This window comes from Numidum massiliense, assembly GCF_001375555.1.
GTDB classification, from domain to species: Bacteria; Bacillota; Bacilli; order Thermoactinomycetales; family Novibacillaceae; genus Numidum; species Numidum massiliense.
This window is the reverse complement of the sequence record NZ_CTDZ01000008.1, coordinates 1-22862: the sequence shown is the minus strand read 5'-3', so window position 1 is coordinate 22862 and position 22862 is coordinate 1. Positions and strand designations below refer to the sequence as shown.

The following is a 22862-nucleotide window of genomic DNA, read 5'->3' as shown; positions in this document are numbered from 1 at the left end:
TTTGTGTTAAGATAAACGTAACTTAAGCAATCCCTATCATTTTTCGAGAGGAGAAACACGAATGATCCCCTTTCCAAAACCAGATGTCGAACAGTACTTCCGTACATACGTCATCTCGCAATTTGCCGTTAGTAAAGACGAAAAACGGCTCGTATTCAGCAGTAATTTAAACGGAAAGTTCAACTTGTGGGCGATGGATTTGCCGAACACGTACCCGTACCCGCTCACCGCGAACGACGAAAGCTGTCAGTTTATTAAAATTGACCCGAACAACAACTTCATCTTGAGTGGCTTTGATCACGACGGGGATGAAAATTATCAAATTTACGCCCTCCCGCCGTCCGGAGGCGAGCCGTTCCCGCTCATTACAGGGGAAAAAGAGGAAAAGTATTACTTCGCCTCCTTATCGACTGACGGCGAACGCGTATACTACATGTCGAGTAAAAATAACCCGACCTTCCTCGATATTCGCCGCCGCAATTTACGCACGCAAACGGACGAACTGCTCATCGAAGGCAGTGACGGACCGGGTTACCTCCTCGCGACGAGCCCGAATGAACGCGCGTTAGCTTACATTAAAACGTTTGCGAACACGTACATACTCGGATACGTCAACGTCGGCGAGGAACACCTCTGTTTAACGCCGTCCCCCGACGTCGTGCACACGGTGACAGACATCGTCTTTGCCAATGACGAGGAGCTCTACTTCGTCACGAATTACGATCGCGAATTTTCGTATGTCGCTCACTACAACTTAACGTCGCGCACGTTTAAACCGCTCGTGCACATCGAAAACGAAGAAGTCAAGGAAATCAAATGGCACAAACAAAGTGGCACGCTGTACCTCGCGACAGAAAAAGGCGTCACCGACAAGCTGTACGCTTACGACGTAGCTACAGGAGAACTAACAGCTATGCCGCTCCCAGTGGCGATCGTCGAGCAGCTACATGTCGCCGACAGCGGCAACGTCTACTTACTCGGCCGCAGCGCGACACATAACTTCAACATTTACCGCAAAGCGCCTGGCGAACAATGGACAGCACTTACAGAAAACCGCGTCTTAGGCATCTCTCCCGACGAATTAATCGAGCCAGAAGTGGTACATTACGACTCCTTCGACGGTAAACGCATCGAAGCCCTGCTGTTTCACCCACAAGCAGGCGTCGCTAACGGTTACACCGTGTTTTGGCCTCACGGCGGACCACAATGGGCTGAGCGCAAGCAATTCCGCGCCTTGTTCCAATTTTTACTCGCCCGCGGCTACACGATCTTTGCGCCCAACTTCCGCGGCAGTACGTGTTACGGCGCCTCTTTCACTAAATTAGTCGAAGGCGACTGGGGAGAAGGACCGCGCCTCGACTGCGTCGCTGGCATCGAGTGGCTGTTCGACCAAGGCATTTCCGACCGCGACAAGCTATTTGTCGTCGGTGGCAGTTACGGTGGATATATGACATTGCTACTCGCCGGGCGCCATCCGGAATACTTCCGCGCCGCGGTCGACATATTCGGCCCGAGTAACTTGTTCACCTTCCTCGACTCCGTACCGGAACATTGGAAACCAATGATGAAACAGTGGCTCGGCGATCCGGTAGAAGATAAAGAGCGGCTGACGAAGGACTCGCCGATCACGTATTTGGAGCAAATGACGAAACCGATGCTCGTCATCCAAGGAGCAAACGACCCGCGCGTCGTGAAGGCGGAATCGGATCAGATCGTCGCTGCCCTCAAAGAACGGGGTGTCGCCGTCGAGTACCTCGTCTTGGAAGACGAAGGTCACGGCTTCACCAAGAAGGAGAACGAGATCAAAGTAAACCGTCTCATTCTCGACTTCCTCGAGCGGCACCAGTAAGGTGTTGTGGGGCTGTCGAGGATTACGATCCTGCGGCGCAGGACTTCCCATATGCCCACCGTATCGTATATACTAAAACTAAATGAGCTGTAAAGGAGCGAAAGTTTGATGGGTTTGGCGATCATTTTAGTTGTATCTGTCGCTTTTCTCGGCGCCATCTTTACCGCCGGTTACAACGAAGACAAGACGTTTAACTTTTAATCGGTCCGAACGGTTTAAACGGGTCAACAATGCAAAAAGGGCTGTCCGCGAGTTAATCTTGCGCCTCGCCGGACGGCCCTTTTTCCCATTAACCGAAACCGAGATATGCTATTCGTAGGCTCCATAGCCTGTACAACCTGTACAGGCTGCTACTCGTAAGCCCTCTTTCTCCTGCACAGCAACTACCGCAACCTCGGATAGTCCATTTGCCGCAACGCCTCGTAAGCGACGATCGCGACACTGTTCGACAAGTTTAACGAGCGCACCGCCTCGCCCATCGGCACGCGCATACACGTCTCGCGATTCGCCGCGAGCAACTCCTGCGGCAAACCGGCCGATTCTTTGCCAAAGACGAACAAATCGCCGTCTTGAAAGGCAAAGTCGCTGTGACGCTTGTCCGCCTTCGTCGTGCAATAAAAAAAGCGTCCAGCGGGAAAAGCTCCCTGCACTTCGGCAAACGAATCGTAATACGTAATGTCGACAGCGTGCCAGTAGTCCAACCCCGCCCGCTTCAAATATTTATCGTCGGTAGAAAAACCGAGAGGCCGCACGAGATGTAGCTTCATGTTAGTCGCCGCACACGTGCGGGCGATATTCCCCGTATTATACGGAATTTCTGGTTCCACTAAAACGATGTGTAAGGCCATTTGCTTTGTCACCTCTACATTCCATTATAATTCCCCTGCCCGCAGCCGACTACACCGAAAAATAAAAAGGACCTCCAACCGGGAGATCCCCTCTCATTGTAGCGTTCCTTTGGCTCTGTTCCGCAGCCCTACGTATAAGTTGCTAACGTTAAGCACTTCGTTGCACTCGTCAGCTATCGTCCGAAGCCCTCCTACCGCCTACCCTAAGCTGCGAGGTGAATTAGTTGTCTTCTTCACTCTTCGTTTCGGCGGCACTGCTGTTTTTGCTCGCCAGACGCTGTTTCAATGCTTCTAACTCAGCGTCGACTTCCGTGGGTCCTAATGCGTCCAACTCGTCGTCCAGTGAGCGGTTTTTGGCGGTGAGGTCTACCGATGCTTCCGCTTCAGCTTCCATTTGCATCACTTTGTCACTCATGCGCTCAAACCCGCGCGCCCCCGTGTCGGTACCGATGCTGCCCATCACTTTGTTAATTTGCTTCTTCGCCTTCGCCGCTTCTGCACGCGCGATTAACGTGTCTTTCTTGTTCTTCATCTTTTCGTATTCGCGCTTCATTTCGTCCAACTGCTTGACTAACTTGTCGGCCGTTTCCTTAGCGGTGCTATGTTGCGACTGGAAGTCGTTGACCCGCTCTTGGTGATCTCGCTTATCTTCAAGCGCGCGGCGCGCCAAGTCTTCGTTGCCAGCTTCAAGCGCCCTGAGCGCTTGCTGTTCGCGCTTCTCGACCATTTTTACCGCGTCTTCCAATTGCTGCTTTAGCTTTTTCTCGACAGCAATCTGTTTCGCTACCGCCACTTCGGCCGTATTAATTTCTTCCCCCATGTCCCGCAAATACTGGTTGAGCATTTTTACCGGATCTTCTGCTTTATCCAGCAAGTCGTTTAACGTCGCTTCAGTGATCGTCTTTAACCGCTTGAAAAATGTGAACATGAAAACCCCTCCATCGTATCCATTTTTGATCCCCTATGTATGCGGGGATGCAGCTGCGTCTGCGGCAGACTGCTAAGCTGCTAGACAGCTAGGCAAGCTAGGCAGCTCTAGTGCTTATAAAAAAAGTGTTGCCATGCACAAAAAGTGAAAACGTGCGATTACTTCAAGTATACAAGTTTTGCGCGCCCATTTCACGGAGTTTTGCCCCGCGCATACATTTTACGTCGATCGCCCCAGGGCTGCTTGCTTCGCACGTTACGCCTAGCGCCGTCTCCTCTATTGAGTATTACGAAAGGAAACGGCATTAGGTTTCACTTAAGAGCAATTTTTTTGTAAAAACGTCGTTGCCTAGCTCTATGAACGGAGGAACGGAGGACCGTTTAAGTTTTCCTCGATACAACATTTCTTCCGACGCAGTGCCCTACTTCCCCCGATGTCTTTACCATGTATCTCGCAATTCAAGCGTCAATGTGGAAAAACTGATACTTCGTACGCTCTGACCAGCCGCGCGAATCTTGGTACGCCCACAGTCGAAAGCGACTGTTGTCTGTATGGGCGTGAACGAGTGGTCCGTGTTCACTGTAACCAGTCACTATAACGCTATGCCCCCACGTGCCGTTACCGTCCCAGTCGTAAAGAATAATATCGCCAACTTCTAATTCTGCCGGGTGTGTGACGCGTTCCACGGGTAGAGCTGCCTTGCCGCTCGCTAAATACGTGTGCAAACTGTGGGCGACACTCCAACTGTAGCTCCACTGGGCACCCGATCCCCGGCCCCCTTGATACCACCAGCCTTGCCCGCGCTGGGGTGCACCGTGCATCGAAAACCCTCCTGCGTACATGCACTGTGAGACGTAGTTCGTGCAGTCGACGTCAAATTTATGAAAGCGCGGGTTATAGTCGTTCCACCACTCGTCGGCGTATTGTAGTACGCGATGGCGGTCATAGCCTTGCCCTGAAATGCGCATGTCACTCGTTCCCCCTCCAAAAATCACTCTGAAGATGCGTTGTTTTCATCTTATGCGCATGGGGGTATGTTGATAAAATAATATGATCAAAAAAGCGAGAAGCGGACTTTCTGTATAGAGAGTCCGCTTCTTTTTAATATGTCATTCATTGCAAGTACCCTTCCAACCTAAGCAAGTACTCTTTCTTCTCTAGGCCGCCACCGTATCCGACTAAAGCGCCATTGGAACCGATCACGCGGTGACAAGGCACGATGATGGAAAGCGGGTTGCGGTTGTTCGCGCCGCCGACCGCGCGCACCGCTTTCGGAATGCCAACCGCCTGAGCGATTTCTTTATAGGTGCGCACCTCGCCGTACGGAATGTTCAACAGCTCCTGCCACACTTTTTGTTGAAACGACGTGCCCCCTAGAAAAGCAATCGGTACGTCGAAGTAGCAGCGTTTTCCCGCAAAGTATTCGTCCAACTGTTTAAGTACTGGCTGCACGTCAGCCTCGCCTGCTGTGCAGCGCACGTCGTTCCCTAACCAACGCTTGCACCACATGTCAAGTTCCCACTCGGCCGGCTTACTGCTGACAAAAGACAACCAACACACTTTTTCTTGCCATGTCGCAACGGTTACGGCGCCAATCGGCGTGTCCGCAACCGCGTAGGCGATGTCAGGCGTTTCGCCAACTATTTCTGCAACGCCCATCCTCTATCCGCTCCCTTCATCTAAAAATTAGAACTACATACACGACCGCAATCGTCATTTTCTCCCTCGTCTTCAGCCAGTTAAGCCTCTCTTTTGTGTGACTGCGCGATTTCAGCCAGCACGTCGGCATCGCGTTCGCATTCAGCCGCTTGCTCCAAAGCTGCTCCTGCCGCATGGCCGCCAATTTTGTGCAATGCCCACGCTGCCGTGCCGCGAATGGCTGGCCGCGGATCTTCCTGCAGCACGCGTGCTAACAGCGGCACGGCTGTCTCGTCCTTAAAATGCGCTAGCGCAATAATGGCGTTGCGTTGGATCGGCTTTTTGCCGCGCCACGCCGCGGAAGACTGCCCGAACTGCTCTTTGAATTCGCGGTTGCTCAGCTCGAGCAACGGTTTAAGCAACGGCTTACTCTGGTCCGGGTCGGGCGTAAATTCCGGATGGTGGGTCGCATTTTTCCCTTTGTTATAAGGACAAACCGATTGACACGTGTCACAACCGTACAAGCGGGTTCCGACTTTGTCCCGATACGGCTCTGCGAGCGCATCGCGCGTCAACGTCAAGTAAGCGAGACATTGCTGCGCATTTAACTGGCGCGGCTGTACTAAAGCACTCGTCGGACAAGCATCGAGGCAGCGCGTACAGTCGCCGCAACCGTCCGGCAACGGTTCGTCTGGCGGAAAATAAACATCCGTCACCATTTCTCCTAAGTACACCCATGAACCGAACTCCGGGGTGATGAGGAGCGTGTTTTTTCCTATCCAGCCGATCCCAGCTCGCTCGGCGACGGCACGGTCGGACAGCGGTCCCGTATCGACCATCACTTCGGCTGTCGCGCCCGTGACGCGTTCGAGTAAAAAGGTTTTCAGTTTTTGCAAGCGATCCCGGAGCACGTGGTGATAGTCTTGCCCCCACGCCACACGCGCCATGAGACCACGATGTGCACCAGGTACCTGCTTGCGTCGTTCCGGCAGTCTGCTCGGATAAGCGAGCGCAATGGCAACGATGCTTTGCGCCCCTGGTAGCGACAGTGATGGATCGACGCGCTTCTCAATATCTTTTTCTTCAAAACCGGACTCGTACCCTTTGCCCCGATGTTCGACGAGCCGCTCCCGTAATTCCGTAAATGGCGCCGCAGAACAAAAGCCGATTTTATCGATGCCGATTTCCTGGGCGTACTGTGTCAACTCTTCTTTTAACTTAGCGCCGTCTACACTGTCCATCCTGCCCTTCACCCCGCTTTCCGAATAAATACCACACATTCACTGATTTACTAAACTCACTGATTCACACGATAAGTATATTTAAAAATACACACGCCTTCGTACAGCTTCGTACAACTTCGTGCAACTTCGCGCTACTTTCGCTTACGTGTGTTCCTCTTAACATATACGGATCACGCGCAACGACGTTTCGGTCAGCAGTCCTCCAAAGTTCTCCAAAATAATCCAGACAGCGCCAATTCCTACCGTGCAACGGATAGCGGCGAGGGTCGAAGGTTTAACTATTTTGCACCTGCTTGCTCGCCGCTCGCGCCAGTTCGTCACAGCGGTTGTTCAGCTCATTGTCGCTATGCCCTCTCACTTTGTGAAACGTGACGTCGTGGCGCTCCATCTCGCGGAGTAGTGCCTGCCACAAGTCTTTATTTTCTACCGGTTGTTTCTTACTCGTCTGCCAGCCATTTTGTTGCCATTTGACGTACCAGCGCTGCTTCATGCAGTTGACGAGATACGCACTGTCGCTGTACAGCTGTACGCGGCACGGCTGTTTCAATTGCTGCAGCGCGGAAAGGGATGCTTGTATTTCCATGCGGTTATTCGTCGTCTCCCTTTCCCCGCCCGACAGTTCTTTGCGGTGTTGGCCATAAAGGAGCACCGCCCCCCAACCGCCAGGGCCGGGATTTCCCGAACAAGCGCCATCCGTATAAATTGTTACGTCTTTCATCGAATCGCCCTTTCGTCCATTGCCACTTTGTAACATACACTTCCTAATTAGATCAACCACGCGAACTACCTAATATTAATCATGTACGCCCATACCCACCCGGCCACTTTTACCGCATCCGCAACGTGCGCAGCCGGTTCACCGCCGCTGCCAGTTCGAACTTACGTGGCAGGGCAAGGTCGCCAGGGTGTACTTCCTTATCTTTGTAAGGTGAAATCGCCGCTAATCCTTCCTGTGCAATACGGGCGTACAACTGATCGATTAAGTGACCAAGCGCCGTTCGCCCATCAGCTTCAGCAGCAATAAGACGCATCATTTGCGCGATTGCCCGCGTCTGACTCGCATCGACGAGCTGTTCGACGAGCGTCAGGTCAACCGTCGTCCGTCCGTACACGATCTGGTGCAACCCTTTGGCATCCACTTTTTCTTTCTTACCGCGCGAGGCATCGAAGCTAGATCTTTCCGGTGCACGGCGCAGCAACTGACCAAACGCCCCGTCCCGTTCCACTGCCCGCACAGTACCTGCAGCCTGAGCAATTTCACGTGCTTTTGCGGTTACGTCGTAAGGCAAGTAGTTGTCCATCATAATAACCGTGTCGGCGACGTCGAAATAATCGCCTGACCCGCCGAGCACGAGCACGGTCGACACCCCCTGTTCCTCCAGCAACTGGCGTACCCGGTCGATGAAGGGGGTGATCGGCTCCTGCGCTTTGGCCACGAGTTGTTGCATCCTGCCGTCGCGAATCATAAAGTTCGTCGCACTCGTATCTTCATCGATGAGCAACGCGCGACAACCGGACTCTAACGCCTCGACGATGTTCGCCGCTTGCGATGTACTGCCACTCGCATCTTCCGTGGAAAAACGCTCTGTCGTCTGGCCGAAAGGTAAGTTGTTAATAAAAGGCGAGATGTTCACTTTTTCCACGCGGCGCCCGTCTTCGGCCCGTATTTTTACCGCGCGCGCGTCCGTTAGCACATACTCGCGCCCGTCCCCTTCGATGTGATCGTACACCCCGCGTTCGAGTGCCTTGAGGAGTGTGCTCTTTCCGTGATAGCCGCCACCGACGATGAGGTGGACACCTGCCGGAAGGGCCATGCCGCGAAGCGGTGCGCCGTGGGGCACTTGGATTTCAGCTTCTAACGTCGGCGGCGCTTGGAACGTCACGACGTTTTCTCCTTTAAGCGGTCGGTCGCTCACCCCGCTCTGCCGCGGCAACAGCGCCCCGTTCGCTACGAAGGCGATCCACCCTTTTTCCCGCATGTGGGCGCGAATCGCCTGTTGGTTGTCGACGAGCTTAAGCCGCCGCTCCAGTTGCGCCTGATCGAACGCGGCGGTGCAGAGCGCTTTTTCCGCGAGGAGTGGCAGTGCTTCGAGCAACATTTGTGCCGCTTGCCGCCCCAAAATGCGCCTACCGCTCGCTGGAAGTCCGACACTCAGTCGCGCTTCCACAAATTGATCTGCCACGCGCACCGCCGTACGCGGCAAAATCTCTTGCCCCGGGGCGTCGACGGCGATGAGGCCGCTTTTGCCCGTACCGCCGACGTGCGGTACATGGCGCTGGATGACCACCGCCAGTTGCCGTGCAATAAAATCTTCCAGCGCCACGCGACGGTGCGCCGTTTCATACCAAGCAGTTTGTAGTCGCGCCCGCGACTGCGGCACGCGCACGCGGACGCGGGACGGAGTCGCAAAGGGATCGCCTTGCACGTAATCGATCGCCAGCGTGCATCCGGGGAAGCGGTACGTCCCTTGCATGTCTTTGTACGCTTTATACCCTTTCCCGTCTAACCGGTGTAACAAGCTGCGCAACCTCTCCATAACAAACTCCTTCCAGCAAGTGGCAACGATCGCAGTGACACACGTTGCGTGCCCACATGTTTTCTTGTTTCCTTACGATAACAATTTTGTTTGTCTGGCGCAACATGGGTACGAATAGTCGGTGGGGTAGGCGGGGTGTTTTTGCATTTTTTTGCATAAAAAATGGACACTTCCAATTACTGTACAGAGTACTGCTGAGGAGGCGCCCAATATTATCTAACGTTACCCAACGTCATTTAAGAAGTAAATTTTGACATTATCTTTCGTTATTATATGACAAAAGTAGCCGTTGTTCCAAGCGAGAACAGCGGCTGCCTTCCCTCACAAGTTAATACATCTCATCTCTCGTCAACTTGCGCGCCACGACTTGCAACACAATGACGATCGCGATAATGAAGACCGCCATCGCCGAAGCAGTATAATACTGTCCGCGCAGCATGTTTTGAAACACGGACAAGCTCATCGGCGCCCAGTCGCCTTGCCCGATTAAAACCGAAATACTCGTTTCTTTAATCACGGTAACAAAGACGAGAATCGCTCCGGCAGAAATACCTGGCAACATGAGTGGGCCGACGACAGTAAGGGCCGCCAGTAGCGGCGAAGCGCCCAAGTTCACTGCTGCCTCCTCAATGTCGCGCTTAATCGCCATCATCGTTCCCATCGTGGAACGGATCATGTACGGCATGCGCCGAACCGTGTAAGCGACGATCAGGATGAGCGCCGTCCCCGTCAGTTGTAGTGGTGTCGCGTTAAACGTTTGAATAAAAGCGACCCCGATGGCAATGCCGGGAATGACGAGGGGGATCGACGACAAGAAGTCGAGGCCGGCCGAACCGCGGCGTACGACAAAGTAAGAGACGAAGGTCGCAATGACGACACTTAGCAGCAGGGAACCGAAGGCCAACACTAAACTGTTGACGACGTTTTCCGACGAGCTGCTAAAAATAGTCGCATAATGGGCAAACGTATACCCGTCGGGGAGCGCCTTGTGCCCCCACGTCGTCGCCAGTGAAGCGAGCACAATCGTCCCGAGTGCGAGCAAAGGGATGAACATGACAATAAACGTGTACACGGCTAACCCGCGTGTCACCCCTTTGTGCGACACTAATTTTTGCCGCGTCGGCTTTCCGGAAATCGTACCGTACTCCCGCCCTTTCGTCACTAACCGCTGTAACCAGAAAAACAGCGCGGCGACGAGTACCATGACGACGGTTAGAATCGCTGACCCCGACCAGTTAAAAAAGCCAGATATTTCGCGGTACGCATCGACGACGATTAAGTTGAGCTTTTTCGGGGCCATGAAGATCGGCGTCCCGAAGTCGGAAAAACTGACAGTAAACACAAGCAACATGCTCGAAATAATGCCTGGCGTCGCTAGTGGCAGGGTGACGCGAAAAAACGTAAACGGCCCTTTTGCCCCTAAATTTTGCGACGCTTCCTCCAGCGTCACATCGCTCACTTTAAAGGCGGCGACCATCGGCCATAAAGCGTAAGGGAAAAAGAAGAATAGCTGCACGAGCACGATGCCGAGCATCGATTTCACTTCAAACAACACCCCATCGCCACCGAGTGTGCGCCACATGTAATTGACCCACCCGGTCTCGCCGAACATGAGAATAAAGGCGTTTGCGGCGATAAACGTCGGCATGACGAGCGGCACAGTCGAAAGCACGGCGAATAACTTCTTAAACGGCATGTTCGTGCGCGCATAGGCGTAGGCGATCGGCAACACGACGATAGTGACTAGAACAGCGACGCCGAGCGCCAGTTTTACACTGTTCCACAAAGACAGTAAATATCGCAGCTTCCCCAACATCTCTGTATACGGTTGGAGCGAGAGCGACGATAGTTGCTGCAAGGTCGTCTGTAACACGTCACCGTCGATAAAGCTACCGAGAATGTTAACCGGTTCGCCGATGAAACTGACTAAAAAAATCGAGAGCAGCGGCAGGATGAGAAAAAGGGCAAAAAACACGTATACAAGCCACTTCACAACGGTAAAACCGTCAAAACGCGGCCTGCGTTTACGGTGACGTGTGGCACGTTGCTTTGGACCGGGCGGTTGCGGTTGTACGGGTTGTTCTGTACCGGAAGGTTGTACGGGCTGCCCGGGAGCGGACGGTTGTGAGTGTTTTTCTGGCTTCATAAAATCACCACCCGCTCCGGCTCAACAGCTAACGTCACCTTCGCCCCGGGTGAAAGAAGTGGCCCTCCATTTTTAAAAATCGTATCGACTTGAAAGGCGTGTGCCCCTACTTGCACGTCGTAGCGAACCGTCGACCCTAAGTAAGTGGCCAGTGTCACTATTCCAGTGAGCACATTCAACGACGGTGCGACTTGTTTTTCCGTGTACAGTTGGATGCTTTCCGGGCGAATGAGCACTTGCACCTCCGTGTCGTACGCTGGGAATGCCGACTGCAACGTTTGTTGCTCGCCGAATGACAGCGTCGTCCCTTCGCGTGCGTCACTCGCTTTAACTGCCGCCGTAAAAATATTAGACGATCCGACAAAGTCGGCGACGAACTCGGAGTTCGGGTGGCTGTACAAGTTCGTCGGCGTGTCAATCTGAACGACTTTGCCCCCCGACATCACCGCCACGCGGTCGGCCATGCTCATTGCTTCTTCTTGGTCGTGTGTAACAAAAATCGTCGTAATGCCTACTTTTTGCTGGATTTGGCGAATCGTCACCCGCATGCTATTGCGCAATTTTTTATCTAAGTTGGACAACGGCTCATCCATTAACAATACGGCCGGTTCCATAATGAGTGCGCGCGCCAAAGCGACCCGCTGTTGTTGTCCGCCGGATAGCTGCCCCGGCAGTCGGTCGGCTAAGTGACCCAGCTCGACAAAGTCGAGCGTATCTCGCACTTTTTGCTCAATGTCTGTAGGAACCTTCCCGAACTTGCGGCTGAAGAGGCGGCTTAAAACCGCAAACTTCGTCCCAACCCCACCTTCGTAAAAACGACGCACGTTTAAGCTGTAGGCGACATTTTCAAACACGGTCAAGTGTGGGAATAAGGCGTAGCTTTGGAACACCATGCCGCAGCTGCGCGCATTCGCCGGCACGTGGCTGACGTCTTTGTCGCCGATCAAAATACGCCCCGAGCTAGGGTCTTCAAACCCGGCGACGCAGCGCATCGTCGTCGTTTTCCCACAGCCGGACGGACCCAAGAGGGCGAAAAACTCGCCCTCCTTAATCTCTAGGTTGACATCGTCTAATGCCACGAAATCGTCAAACTGTTTATACAAATGTTCAATCATCACTGAACCCATCGCTATTACCCCTAATCAAATTTTTCTTGCCACTCTTCGCGGATGCGGTCGTAATTTTTCACGACCCAATCGTAGTCTAAGTCTTGGGCGTGTGGAAGCACCTTCTCCAAGTTTAGCGGCGTTTTTGACTCGACGTCGTCGCGAATTGGAATCATGTACCACTTAGCGAACAGTTCTTGCCCCTCTTTGGAGAGCAAATAGTCGATGAGCTGTTTGCCCCCTTCCGGATTGGGGCCGTCCTTAACTAACGTCGCTGGGTTGACGAGAATCGGCGTTTCATCGGGGACGACGAAGTCGACACTTTCTCCGCGCCCTTGCATTTCATAAGCCATGAAGTCAAAGGCGATCGCCACCTCCGCTTCCCCTTTTGCAACCGCTTGCGACGGTGCGAGCCCAGAATCGGGAATCGCATTCGTCTGCTCGACGAGCTTTTCGAAGTACTTCCAGCCTTCGTCGTCGCCGCGCTTCATGAGCTGGCTGAGGACGGTTAACGTCGCCGTACCAGATGCGGCCGGATTCGGCATTTGCACTTTGCCCTTCCACTTCGGATCGAGCAAATCGTCCCACGTTTTTGGGGCATCTTCTTTTTTGACGAGATCAGTATTGTAAATAAAACCTAACACGAATACGTTGACGCCGACCCAGTCCCAATCGTCGTCGCGCATTTTAATCCCGTTTTGCACGACTTTCCAATCTTTGGCGTACTCCGGGGTGTACGATGTAATAATATCTTTGCTTTTCGCCGATTCAAAAGGAAAAATTCCCCCGCCACCGTACCAAACGTCCGCTTTCGGACTACTTTTTTCCGCAATCAATTTGTTGACGATGACACTCGTCCCACCGTATTGATCGTCTACTTTCGACCCTGAGAAAGCCTTTTCAAAAGCTTGCGCGAGCTCTTTCGACATGTCCGGCGTCTCCGGCGAATAAAGCACGATCTTCCCCGTTTTGCCGTCTTTCCCTCCCACGTCTTTGGACGATGAACACGCGGCTAAAGCGACAGATAACGACAACATGAGTACAACGGCGACGTGCAGCCACTTCCGCTTGCGGCGCATAAATAAGAACCTCCTCTTAAACTCCTTTTTTTTCACAATTAAGGCGTCTGCGACACGCAACTGATCTTAGAGTCAAAAAACCTTACCGTCAATAAACACGCGTCGTTAAACGGACGTGTGTTTACGGCAAGGTTCTCTTCGTCTCCGCCTCTCCGTAAAAAAATTGCCTGTCCCGTGTCGGCAACGTGCCAACTAATTGCTATTGATGTGCATTATAGCAATTGCCCTCCGATTCGTCAAATAATATGTTGAGTGAGTATGTGTCAAGCTTTACTCGACGACCTTACAGGATCAAGGATTTAAAGACCTAAATATGTCATTCCCTAACGTTCACTTGTTGTCCGCCCTTGAGGAGTTAACTCTTCAAGGACGGCGATTAACCACCTTATCCAAATACCCAATAGCACTTGAAGCTGATGCGGCACCTACTTGGATCCTGCCAACTTGAACCCCAATGTGATCCGACTTACCTATTCGCCTCGCATGGCGTTTTAGTTTTTGTGTCACTTGGCGGTTGGGCCAGACAGTTAATAATGCCTGTCTCAACGTCCCATTGGTAACGCCTTGTTGTACTTTGGCGATGGCTTGAGCCCCTTCTTCACTCCAGTACATGCCACGACGTTTCATGCGGTATGCCAGACGTCTCTGGTTCGATTCCATGCATCCCATCCTACGAGCATTTTTTGGCACGTCTGGACTAACCTCACGCCAGTCGCAGAGGATCTCCCAGTGCCCTTCAAGATACTTCTGCATGTTCTCGATACGCTTTTCCTCTCGCTCCGTCTCTGCATTTCCCTGTGCCGTATCAATCACCGCTTTAAACCTATCCTTATTTTTTTCGGATATTGCCTTTTCAATTTGAGGAATGAGCCTTGGCTGGCGGCTCAACCCGCGACGAATACTCCTCTTTACGTGAAAAGGATCCAATTGGCGGACAACCGATGTCGCTTCAGAAAAGGTATTTTGAACGCGTTCCTCAGAGATCCATGAAGCCGCATCCGCATTAGTCGCCACATGTGTATGTGAGAGATCCCAACGATGTCGAATCGCTGCATAACCTATTTCCCAAAAGTCATCCACCGATTCAACGGTAGAAAAGACGTGACGATCTGTTAACGAGACACGCTGTCCGTTTTGCTCCCACCCGGTATAGGCAAGCATATTTTTGATCTCTATTCCTTTGCCTCTCCCTTTGACGTATAAGCCATCNTGCTTCGCAATATAAGTGCTTAACGGACGGAGAGTTAGGAATTACCGTATCCTCAAAAATTCGATCCCTTTTTTCAGCATCCATGACAGCTTGAGCTTCACCTGCTTCTTTTACTAAGCGCTGAAACGTCGTATGGCTGATCGTTATACCGGCAAGTTTTTGCGTGACCTCTGAGGCGAGGCGGTAGGTCATTCCCGGCGCTGCAGCTAACTCTGCTCCGAGCATCATAAGGTCTGGGCTGTATCTTTTACGGCGTTTTAAACCGATTGCCTCATCGACAGGGTAATGTGCGTTTCCGTTTCGGTCGTACATCAAGTGGCGTTTATAGGACACTGTCCCAAAAAAACTGGTGAACTCCCGGCTGTCCAATCGCTCACTTTTCCAACCGTATTTTTCCTTGTAATGCGTCGTCATCATCTGATCGAGCTGCTCCAAAAATTCTCCGAACAGATCAGCCATCACTTCCATCAGGCGAATACGTAAGCTTTCCCAAAACGACAACATATCTGTAGACTGTTCCAAGATAGTAGCGATTTCTGGTATAATGGTTTTCAAGGAAGACCTCTCCTTTCGTGGTGGTTAGGAGTACTATTTAGGTCTTCCTTTTCTATATTCTCCCTCCAAATTCCTGCTAAAACCCTTCGAGAGAAATGTTACACATACGTTGAGTGACTTAATCGATAGCCAACGGCTCACGCCGGAAGACCATGTGGTGTAGTTGGACGTTGACTTTACTATGTCATAACATAACATAAAAAAAAATAGGTGACTATGTGCCACCTACGCTAAGACCATATTCCGTATGAATATTTGGACATCTTGTTTCTAACGCCAAGTATCAACGTACGTAATCCGGGTAGTCGGTAATAATGCCGTCGACTCCCGCTTCTTTCAGTTGTACGGCTTCTTCCGGCTTCCGCACGGTCCAAGCCCAAATGCGCATGCCGAACTGGTGGATGCGTCGAGTGAGCCGTGCATCGACCATCAACCGATTTGGGTTGACATAATCGGCATAAGTGGAGAACATGGCGAGCTCCCAGTCGGATATACCGTTCGGATTATTGCGGATGAGCACGCCTACCGGCACCCGTGGCAGCAACCGGCGAAAAATTTGTACCGACTCGTGGTCGAAAGATTGGACGATAATTTTTTTGTTTTTAGGCTTGTCCAAGTTTCGCGCGCGCAAAGCTGCCGCTACTTTCCGTTCAACCCCGGGATACAAGGCCGGATCCTTCAATTCGATTAGAATCCCCATTTTTCCCCCGAAGTGATCCAATACTTCGTCGAACGTCGGCACTTTTTCACCGGCAAAATTTGGCGAGAACCAACTTCCAGCATCTAACTGCCGCAATTCGGCTAACGTTAAGTCGCCGACTTTTCCTGTCCCATCCGTCGTACGGTCAACGGTCGTATCGTGCATAATGACGAGGTGACCGTCTTTGCTCATTTGCACGTCCAACTCAATGTAATCCGCGTTCATTTCCTTTGCCTTCGCAAACGCAGCCATCGTATTCTCCGGCGCGTACCCCGAAGCGCCGCGGTGCGCGACATTCGTTACTTTGTGCGATTCAGCTGCAGCGACTCCTTCACCGAATGGGACAAACAACACCGCGAATAGTACGGTAGCGACTAACATCAGTTTGACGAGACGACCCATATCTCTTCCCCAACTCCGACTCAATCTTGATCATCCTCTCCATTTTTTTAGGATGTCCAATGACGACGTTTAGAAGCTGATGCCACTTGGAGTGGAAAATAATAACACCTTGACACGTGAGAGCATGGAGGCAGTCTCTACTTAGTTAGCGTGTACGCCTCACACACGGCTCACTCACGGGCAAGGTGCTTCTCCAATACTCTCTGCCTACCACTGACTGTTTTTAATTGGACAACCTTTATGTGAATGTAACAAATATGTTGTCAATTGTCAACCATAACAACTACCAGTCACCTGTGTTTTACAAACAATTAAATATAATTTAACGTGCCCTTCATATTTCAGCTCTTTTTTAACACTACCCCCATAATCTTCAAAAAATAGTTGACTGGGGTAACCGCTACTGGCTTTTATTTTTGACCAATCGCTCGTCTTGCCACTGCCACAGTTTTTTAGCCGATGTCGAAATGCCGACGGCGCCACATGCTAAAGCCGCCTCGACATCAAAGAGATCCGTAATTAACCCGCCCGCAATGACCGGTACATCGATCTCGCGGTGGATCCGTTCAATAATGCGCGGTACGACAATCCCCGGTAGAACTTCAATCGCATCGGGTTGGGTCGTTTTAATGACGCGCATCCCGTTATCGATCGACACGGAGTCGAGGGCAAACAAACGTTGTACCGTCATCATGTTGTGCCTTTTACTCGCTAAAACGATGTTTGAGCGCGTCGTCACGATGCCATCGGCACCGACTTGGTCGGCGAGAAAACGGACGCCCGCGTTGTCTTTACCAATCCCCGCGATGAGATCAAAGTGTACAAACACGAGTTTTCCGGCATCGCGAACGCGCGCCACCATTTTTTCTAACGAAAAAATGTCGCCCGCTAACAAAAAGCTAATGTTTGACGACGTCGCCAATAAGTCGTCCATGTCTTCGTCGGTTAACAGTGAAGTGATCATCGGTTTATGCTTAAGTGCGTAACGAATTGTGGTCATACCAGTTTTATCGTACAAACGTGTGAGCCCCCTTTTTGCCATACTCAATGATGTTCATATACGTTTGCATTGCTTAGTCATTCTACAGCACGGGGCAAGATTCCTTTATTTATTTCGCGTATTGCCATTATCTTTATTTCTTAATGAATGCAACTAAATCAGCCACCGACTCGAGGACGACGTCTGGCTGTAACGTAGACGAAGCGAGCTGTTCCTTACCCGTAATACCTGTTAACACGAGAGCCGTTTGGATGCCAACCTCGCGTCCCATTAAGATATCCGTCTCTAGACGGTCGCCGACAATCATACAACTGTGACGCGGCAACTGCAACAGATCAAGCGCGGCTTGCGCCATCAGAGGCGACGGCTTACCGATGATGACGTCAACTTTTTTGCCACTCGCCCCTTCGAGTGCACCGATCATCGCCCCGCAATCCGGTACGTCGCCCCCTTCAACGGGACATGTGCGGTCGGGGTTGGTCGCAATCGTCAGTGCGCCTTTTTTGACCGCTTGATAGGCAAAGTCGAGGTGGTCGTAATGAAACTCCCGATCCCAAGAAATAACGACAACGTCCGTTTCGAGCGGCGTCCGCGCTTGTAAAAAACCTGCCTGCTGTAGCTCTGTTTTGATTAACGGCTCGCCGATGACGAACAACCGCGCCCCCGGTCTCTTTTCGCGTAAGTAGCGGATCGTCAGTAGCGTCGGACTAAGCACTTGATCCAACCCCACGCCGTCAATGCCTAATTTAGTTAATTTTTGTACATAACTGTCGCGAGATACAATCGTCTTATTCGTTAAAAATAATATTCGCTTCCCGTGGGACTGCAAATAGTTAATCGCCTCGTCAGCCCCCGGAATGAGCTGCTCCCCTACATAAATCGTGCCGTCGAGATCAAAGATGAAACCGCCAACCGTTGCCAGCACAGTCATCCCCCTCATCCTTGGCTATAAGAAAATTCCAAACAAAAAGACCCCAAGCGAAATAACGACTGCTACGTTAGCGTATGCTTGCGGACGTGGCATTTTTGCACATTTGCCCGTTTTCCTTTAGCATACGCTATACCATAGGCGCGTTACGTTGCTCGGGGTCTCCTCGTCTCTCCCCTGACGTATTTCTCACTAATTGTCTAAACGTCGATCTGCATCAAATCGTGACCGAGCTGGATGCGCGCTTTCGTCTCTTGCTCGAGTTCGGTTAGGATGGCGTCGTAATCTTCTCCGTCCGTTAAATGGACGAGGACGACCTGCCCGATGCGATCTTTATGCTCAAGCGGATAAAACTGCACGATTTGCGCTAAATTCGTATGGACCGGAATGTCCGTTGTTGCCGTCGTCGCTTCGTGCACTAACAGGTCGATGTGCGGCTGTGCCTTAATCCATTCGCTCGGCGTCGCATCGGAAGAATAGACGAATACTTTTTGAGACGCCTTTTCGACACACTTAAGGCCGACGGTCGGTCCGGAGTGCTTACTCGGAAACGTCGACAGTGCATAATCTTCCTGCGCAATGAGTACCGTCTCTTCTTGCCAGGTGAAGGGGTGGATGTGAATGGCAAATTTCACCGGCCATTCCGCAGTCCCCATCACGTGCAACCATTCTGAGAGCCTCGCTTCATTTTCTGCAGCACAGTAAATCGTCAGCGGCTTTGTCCGTCCGTGAATCCACATCCCCCACAACAACGACGGCAACCCGTAAATGTGATCGATGTGAAAATGCGTTAATACGACGCGTTGAACGTCGTCCAAACATATGCCTAACTGTTTTAACTTACCGAGCGGATTGCCGCCTACGTCGACCATCGTGTAATCGCCGGCGCAATTTAGTAACAGATATGTATTATCGCGTTCGACACTGCCCGCCGCACTCGCCGTCCCCAATAGCGTAATTTCCATCGACAGTCACCGGCCTTTCCCATTAACTTTTCCATCGCGTCCATGACCGATCGCCGTTTATTGCATATGACTCATCCATAATTATTTCATACCCGAATGCATGAAGCTAGTGACGAATTGTCGCTGGAAAGCGAAAAATGCAAGTAACAGCGGCAAAATAACCATAATCGTCGCGGCTGTCACAATCCCCCCACTGCGCCCCCGTTTCGTACGACTGGGCAAACATCGCCATCCCAACAGTTAACGGCCGGCTCGCATCCGTATTCGTGACGATGAGCGGCCACATAAAGTTGCTCCAGTGGGTACTAATCGAAATGAGGGCAAAGGCGACATACGTCGGTCTCGCCAGTGGAAAGTATACGTGCCACAACAGTTGCCACCAACGACACCCGTCCATTTTTGCCGCTTCCTCTAAGTCGAGCGGCACTTGTTTAAACGTCTGCCGCAACAGAAAGACACCGAATGCGGAAGCCCAATACGGAAGCATGACCGCCAGTTTCGTATCGACTAAACCGAGCTGGTGCACGATCGTATAGTTCGGAAAGATGAGTACGTCTGGCGGAATCATAATTTGCGTCAAAAATAGGAGAAACAGCACATTTTTCCCGATAAAATTCAAACGCGCAAAGGCGTAGGCGGCCAACGTGATCGTGACGAGCTGTACCGCCAAAATGCCGACGACGATCGTCAACGTGTTTAAATAGTAGGTCAAAAATGGCGCCATCTGCCACGCCTGCACGTAATTGTCTAGCGTCAACTGTGAGATGGCGAACGGATTCGCCTGCGTCACCACCTCACTCGCCGGTGTGAACGACGTCATTAGCGCCCATGCGAGTGGGACGACACATACGATAGCGAGTACCGTAATAACGCCGGCGTTCACGATTCGATACAGCGACATGCGCGCCCTCCTCCCTTCCTTTCGCCTGACGGATGTAAAAAAATATTAGTAGTGAATGCGCTTATCCAAATACAAATAGTTAAAAGCGGATATAGCGAGCAGCACGACTAACAAAACGACGGTTAAGGCAGCCGCTTTGCCAAAGTCGAGGAAACTAAACGCTGTTTCGTAAATGTAATACAAGAGTAAGTTACTCGCATTATCCGGCCCGCCCTTCGTCATAATAAAGATGTGATCGACTAACTTAAACGAGTTGGTTACAGCGATAATTAACACAAACAGCGTCGTCGGCATCAACAGCGGAAATGTAATGTGTCTAAATGTTTGTAGCGGCCTCGCGCCTTCTAACTTCGCTGCCTCATACACGTCGTGCGGCAAGTTCTGTAACCCAGCTAAATAAAACACCATAAAGAAACCTGTCTCTTTCCAAATAATCATGACGATAATCGCCAGCATCACCCAGTCGGGATTACCGAGCCAGTTTTCCCCGTTTAATCCGAACAGTGATAAAAACTTATCGATCAAACCGTAGTCCGGGGTGTATATAAATAGCCAAATGTTAGCGATCGCGATCATCGGCACGACTGTCGGGTAAAAAAACGACGCCCGCAAAAATGAATTCGCCTTCCATTTACTGTTAAGCCAAATGGCGAGATACATCGCAAGTAACATACTCGTCGGAACTGTCCCGATGACTAAAAGTGTATTATTCCAGAGCACTTTGTGAAAAACTTCGTCGCTATCTAACTGTTCGTACTGGGTGAAACCGATAAACTGGATGCCACTGCCCACCGTTTCAAAAAAACTTAAATAAAGCGACTTTAGCATAGGGTAAAACGTAAACAAACCGAAAAAAACGAGCGACGGCAACAACAGTGCGTATGCGAACACATTTTCCTTCACTTTAGCCCGTAAAAACCGTCGCTTAGACATACACACACGTGTCATTCCTTTAACCGCCAACTCTGATGAACTTTCCGTCGGTGTTTCCCCGTTCAAACAGCTGACCTCCTCCCCGCGCGTCCAAACGCTACCAATCAAGTAACCGATCAACGTCACACCACATCAACACACTAATCGCTAGCCATCGTACCACCGTTTCAGTCAAACAGCGTATCACTACTGCAACCAATCATCGCGTCTTCTATGCGGAGAACTATTTCGCGTACTTGCTCAATATTTTATCCGCTTCCTCCTGTGCCTTTTTTAAGGCTTCCTGAACGCTACTCGTCCCATTCAGCGCCGCTTGAATGTTGTCGTTGAGGATCTTTTGCACTTGGCCGTTGTTGTACGTCGCCAACTCGCTGTCCGCATACTGTAATTGCTCCATGGAAACTTTCGCTTGCGGAAATTCCTCAACGTACTTTGCCAGTCGCTCCGTTTTGTAGGCCGATTTTCGCGTCGCCACGTAGCCGGTGTCCATCGACCATTGGGCCACTCGTTCCGGCTGTGTTAAAAACTCGACAAACTTCATCGCCGCTTCTTTATTTTCTTCTGGAATGTCCTTAAAAATATACAGGTTGCCACCCCCTGTCGGCGACCCAAATTGCTTGTTCGCCGGTAAAAAGGCGACGCCAAAGTCAAACTTCGCCCCTTCCTTCACTGTCGTTAAGTTGCCCGTCGTATGATACATCATCGCCGTTTTGCCACTGATGAAGTCGGAAGGTACCGTCGCCCATTCAATGACCCCTTCCGGCATGACCTTATGTTTCTTTCCTAAATCGACATAAAATTGTAGTGCTTCTTCACTACTCGGCGAGGAAAAAGAAACACTCTTACCGTCAGCGGCCATAATGTTAGAGCCGGTTTGCAAAGCGAGTGCTTGAAACATCCAATACTGGTACCCGGTGCTCGGAATTTCAAGTCCCCACTGCCGCACTTTGTCCCCTTCTTTAACGGTTAATTTTTTAGCGTATTCCGTTAATTCTTCCCACGACTTAGGTGGTTGGTCTGCGTCTAACCCCGCTTTTTTGAACGCTTCTTTGTTGTAATACAATACGATGGTACTTCGCTGGTACGGGATGCTCCAAATGTCTTTGTCAACGCGCGAATTCTCCATGAATCCTTCATAAAAGTCGTCGATATACTCGTCCGTCACAAATCGGTTTAACGGTTCAATCGCATCCATCGATAGCAGGGTAAACAAATCGACAGCGAATAGCACCGCCAGGTCTGGGGCATTACCACCTTGAATCGCCGTCTGCACTTTCGTCATCGTCTCTTGATAACTCCCGCCAAAAATCGGCGTTACTTTAATATCGGGTTGCTCTTTTTCAAAATCGGCAACTAACGAGTCAATCACTTTGGCGATCGGTCCACCTACCGCGACCGGAAAGTAAAACTCTAGCTCAACTTTTTTGGCTCCTATCTTCTTGTCCGCTTGCGAACTACCTCCGCTACAGCCGATGACGACCCACGCAATGACGAGCAGCAAGACGATGCTCCGCAAGCTATTCGAACGCCAAGTGGTAACTTTCTCCGTACGCTTCCTCATCCAGATCCCCCCATAAACGAAATGATTGCTTCTCCAAAAGAAAAACCCTCCGCCGTAAAGCAACACACATTACTCAAGTGAGAATACGTGTTTTACGGGTAGGGTTTCTCCAGTTCTCTGTCCGCCTAAAATATTCAAATGTGATCGATTACAGTGAGCTGAGTATAGCAAACAGCCAGTGCTTTTGTCAATATTAAAAACGGATGAGTATGTGTCAAGCTTTACTCGACGACCTTACAGGATCAAGGATTTAAAGACCTAAATATGTCATTCCCTAACGTTCACTTGTTGTCCGCCCTTGAGGAGTTAACTCTTCAAGGACGGCGATTAAC

Annotated in this window: 19 protein-coding genes and 1 pseudogene; 1 reads left to right on the top strand and 19 read right to left on the bottom strand. The window is 51.1% G+C overall.

The window, feature by feature from the left end:
* Positions 1–61: 61 nt before the first annotated feature.
* A complete protein-coding gene (locus tag BN1247_RS00265; protein ID WP_054948565.1) occupies positions 62–1849 on the top strand; it encodes a S9 family peptidase in 1788 nt (595 codons plus the stop codon).
* 383 nt (positions 1850–2232) lie between these two features.
* Here BN1247_RS00265 and trmL read toward each other — a convergent pair whose 3' ends face one another.
* The 19 genes and pseudogenes from trmL to BN1247_RS00170 form a co-directional block, all read right to left on the bottom strand.
* On the bottom strand, positions 2233–2697 hold the full coding sequence (gene trmL, locus BN1247_RS00260; RefSeq protein WP_054948564.1) for a tRNA (uridine(34)/cytosine(34)/5-carboxymethylaminomethyluridine(34)-2'-O)-methyltransferase TrmL: 465 nt from the start codon (positions 2695–2697) through the stop codon (positions 2233–2235).
* A 220-nt stretch (positions 2698–2917) separates the two neighbouring features.
* Positions 2918–3625: a PspA/IM30 family protein gene (locus tag BN1247_RS00255; RefSeq protein ID WP_054948563.1), complete on the bottom strand. Its 708-nt coding sequence runs from the start codon at positions 3623–3625 to the stop codon at positions 2918–2920.
* A 458-nt stretch (positions 3626–4083) separates the two neighbouring features.
* Entirely contained in the window at positions 4084–4593 is a 510-nt protein-coding gene (locus BN1247_RS00250) for an amidase domain-containing protein (RefSeq protein WP_054948562.1), read from the bottom strand.
* A gap of 145 nt (positions 4594–4738) precedes the next feature.
* Positions 4739–5284 (bottom strand): methylated-DNA--[protein]-cysteine S-methyltransferase, encoded by a 546-nt coding sequence (locus tag BN1247_RS00245; RefSeq protein WP_054948561.1) that lies wholly within the window; start codon positions 5282–5284, stop codon positions 4739–4741.
* A gap of 80 nt (positions 5285–5364) precedes the next feature.
* On the bottom strand, positions 5365–6504 hold the full coding sequence (gene queG, locus BN1247_RS00240) for a tRNA epoxyqueuosine(34) reductase QueG (protein WP_054948560.1): 1140 nt from the start codon (positions 6502–6504) through the stop codon (positions 5365–5367).
* Positions 6505–6781: 277 nt separating this feature from the next.
* The gene (gene rnhA, locus BN1247_RS00235) at positions 6782–7225 is read right to left on the bottom strand and encodes a ribonuclease HI (protein WP_054948650.1); all 444 of its coding nucleotides are present in this window, start codon (positions 7223–7225) and stop codon (positions 6782–6784) included.
* Positions 7226–7334: 109 nt separating this feature from the next.
* Complete coding sequence (locus tag BN1247_RS00230) at positions 7335–9044, bottom strand: ABC-ATPase domain-containing protein (protein WP_054948559.1); 1710 nt, start codon at positions 9042–9044, stop codon at positions 7335–7337.
* A gap of 328 nt (positions 9045–9372) precedes the next feature.
* Positions 9373–11190: an ABC transporter permease gene (locus BN1247_RS00225; protein ID WP_082415720.1), complete on the bottom strand. Its 1818-nt coding sequence runs from the start codon at positions 11188–11190 to the stop codon at positions 9373–9375.
* Positions 11187–12317, bottom strand: coding sequence for an ABC transporter ATP-binding protein (locus BN1247_RS00220; RefSeq protein ID WP_054948558.1), 1131 nt, complete (start codon positions 12315–12317; stop codon positions 11187–11189). The genes BN1247_RS00225 and BN1247_RS00220 overlap by 4 nt, the downstream gene beginning before the upstream one ends.
* Positions 12318–12328: 11 nt before the next feature.
* Positions 12329–13375, bottom strand: coding sequence for an extracellular solute-binding protein (locus BN1247_RS00215; protein WP_054948557.1), 1047 nt, complete (start codon positions 13373–13375; stop codon positions 12329–12331).
* A 363-nt stretch (positions 13376–13738) separates the two neighbouring features.
* On the bottom strand, positions 13739–14536 hold the full coding sequence (locus BN1247_RS18300; protein ID WP_074011013.1) for a UPF0236 family transposase-like protein: 798 nt from the start codon (positions 14534–14536) through the stop codon (positions 13739–13741).
* On the bottom strand, positions 14460–15089 hold the full coding sequence (locus BN1247_RS18295) for a UPF0236 family transposase-like protein (RefSeq protein ID WP_187119679.1): 630 nt from the start codon (positions 15087–15089) through the stop codon (positions 14460–14462). Before BN1247_RS18295 ends, BN1247_RS18300 begins: the two co-directional genes overlap by 77 nt.
* A gap of 334 nt (positions 15090–15423) precedes the next feature.
* Positions 15424–16242 carry a glycerophosphodiester phosphodiesterase gene (locus BN1247_RS00200; protein WP_054948554.1) on the bottom strand — a complete coding sequence of 273 codons (819 nt, stop codon included), beginning with the start codon at positions 16240–16242 and terminating at the stop codon, positions 15424–15426.
* A gap of 400 nt (positions 16243–16642) precedes the next feature.
* On the bottom strand, positions 16643–17260 hold the full coding sequence (locus tag BN1247_RS00195) for a glycerol-3-phosphate responsive antiterminator (protein WP_231633041.1): 618 nt from the start codon (positions 17258–17260) through the stop codon (positions 16643–16645).
* Positions 17261–17375: 115 nt separating this feature from the next.
* Positions 17376–18173, bottom strand: a complete 798-nt coding sequence (locus BN1247_RS00190) for an HAD-IIA family hydrolase (protein WP_054948553.1) — start codon at positions 18171–18173, stop codon at positions 17376–17378.
* A 197-nt stretch (positions 18174–18370) separates the two neighbouring features.
* Positions 18371–19135, bottom strand: a complete 765-nt coding sequence (locus BN1247_RS00185) for an MBL fold metallo-hydrolase (protein WP_054948552.1) — start codon at positions 19133–19135, stop codon at positions 18371–18373.
* 81 nt (positions 19136–19216) lie between these two features.
* Positions 19217–20036, bottom strand: a pseudogene (locus BN1247_RS00180) (carbohydrate ABC transporter permease).
* A 45-nt stretch (positions 20037–20081) separates the two neighbouring features.
* The gene (locus BN1247_RS00175) at positions 20082–20969 is read right to left on the bottom strand and encodes a carbohydrate ABC transporter permease (RefSeq protein ID WP_054948647.1); all 888 of its coding nucleotides are present in this window, start codon (positions 20967–20969) and stop codon (positions 20082–20084) included.
* Positions 20970–21192: 223 nt separating this feature from the next.
* A complete protein-coding gene (locus BN1247_RS00170; RefSeq protein WP_054948551.1) occupies positions 21193–22530 on the bottom strand; it encodes an ABC transporter substrate-binding protein in 1338 nt (445 codons plus the stop codon).
* Positions 22531–22862 lie beyond the last annotated feature (332 nt).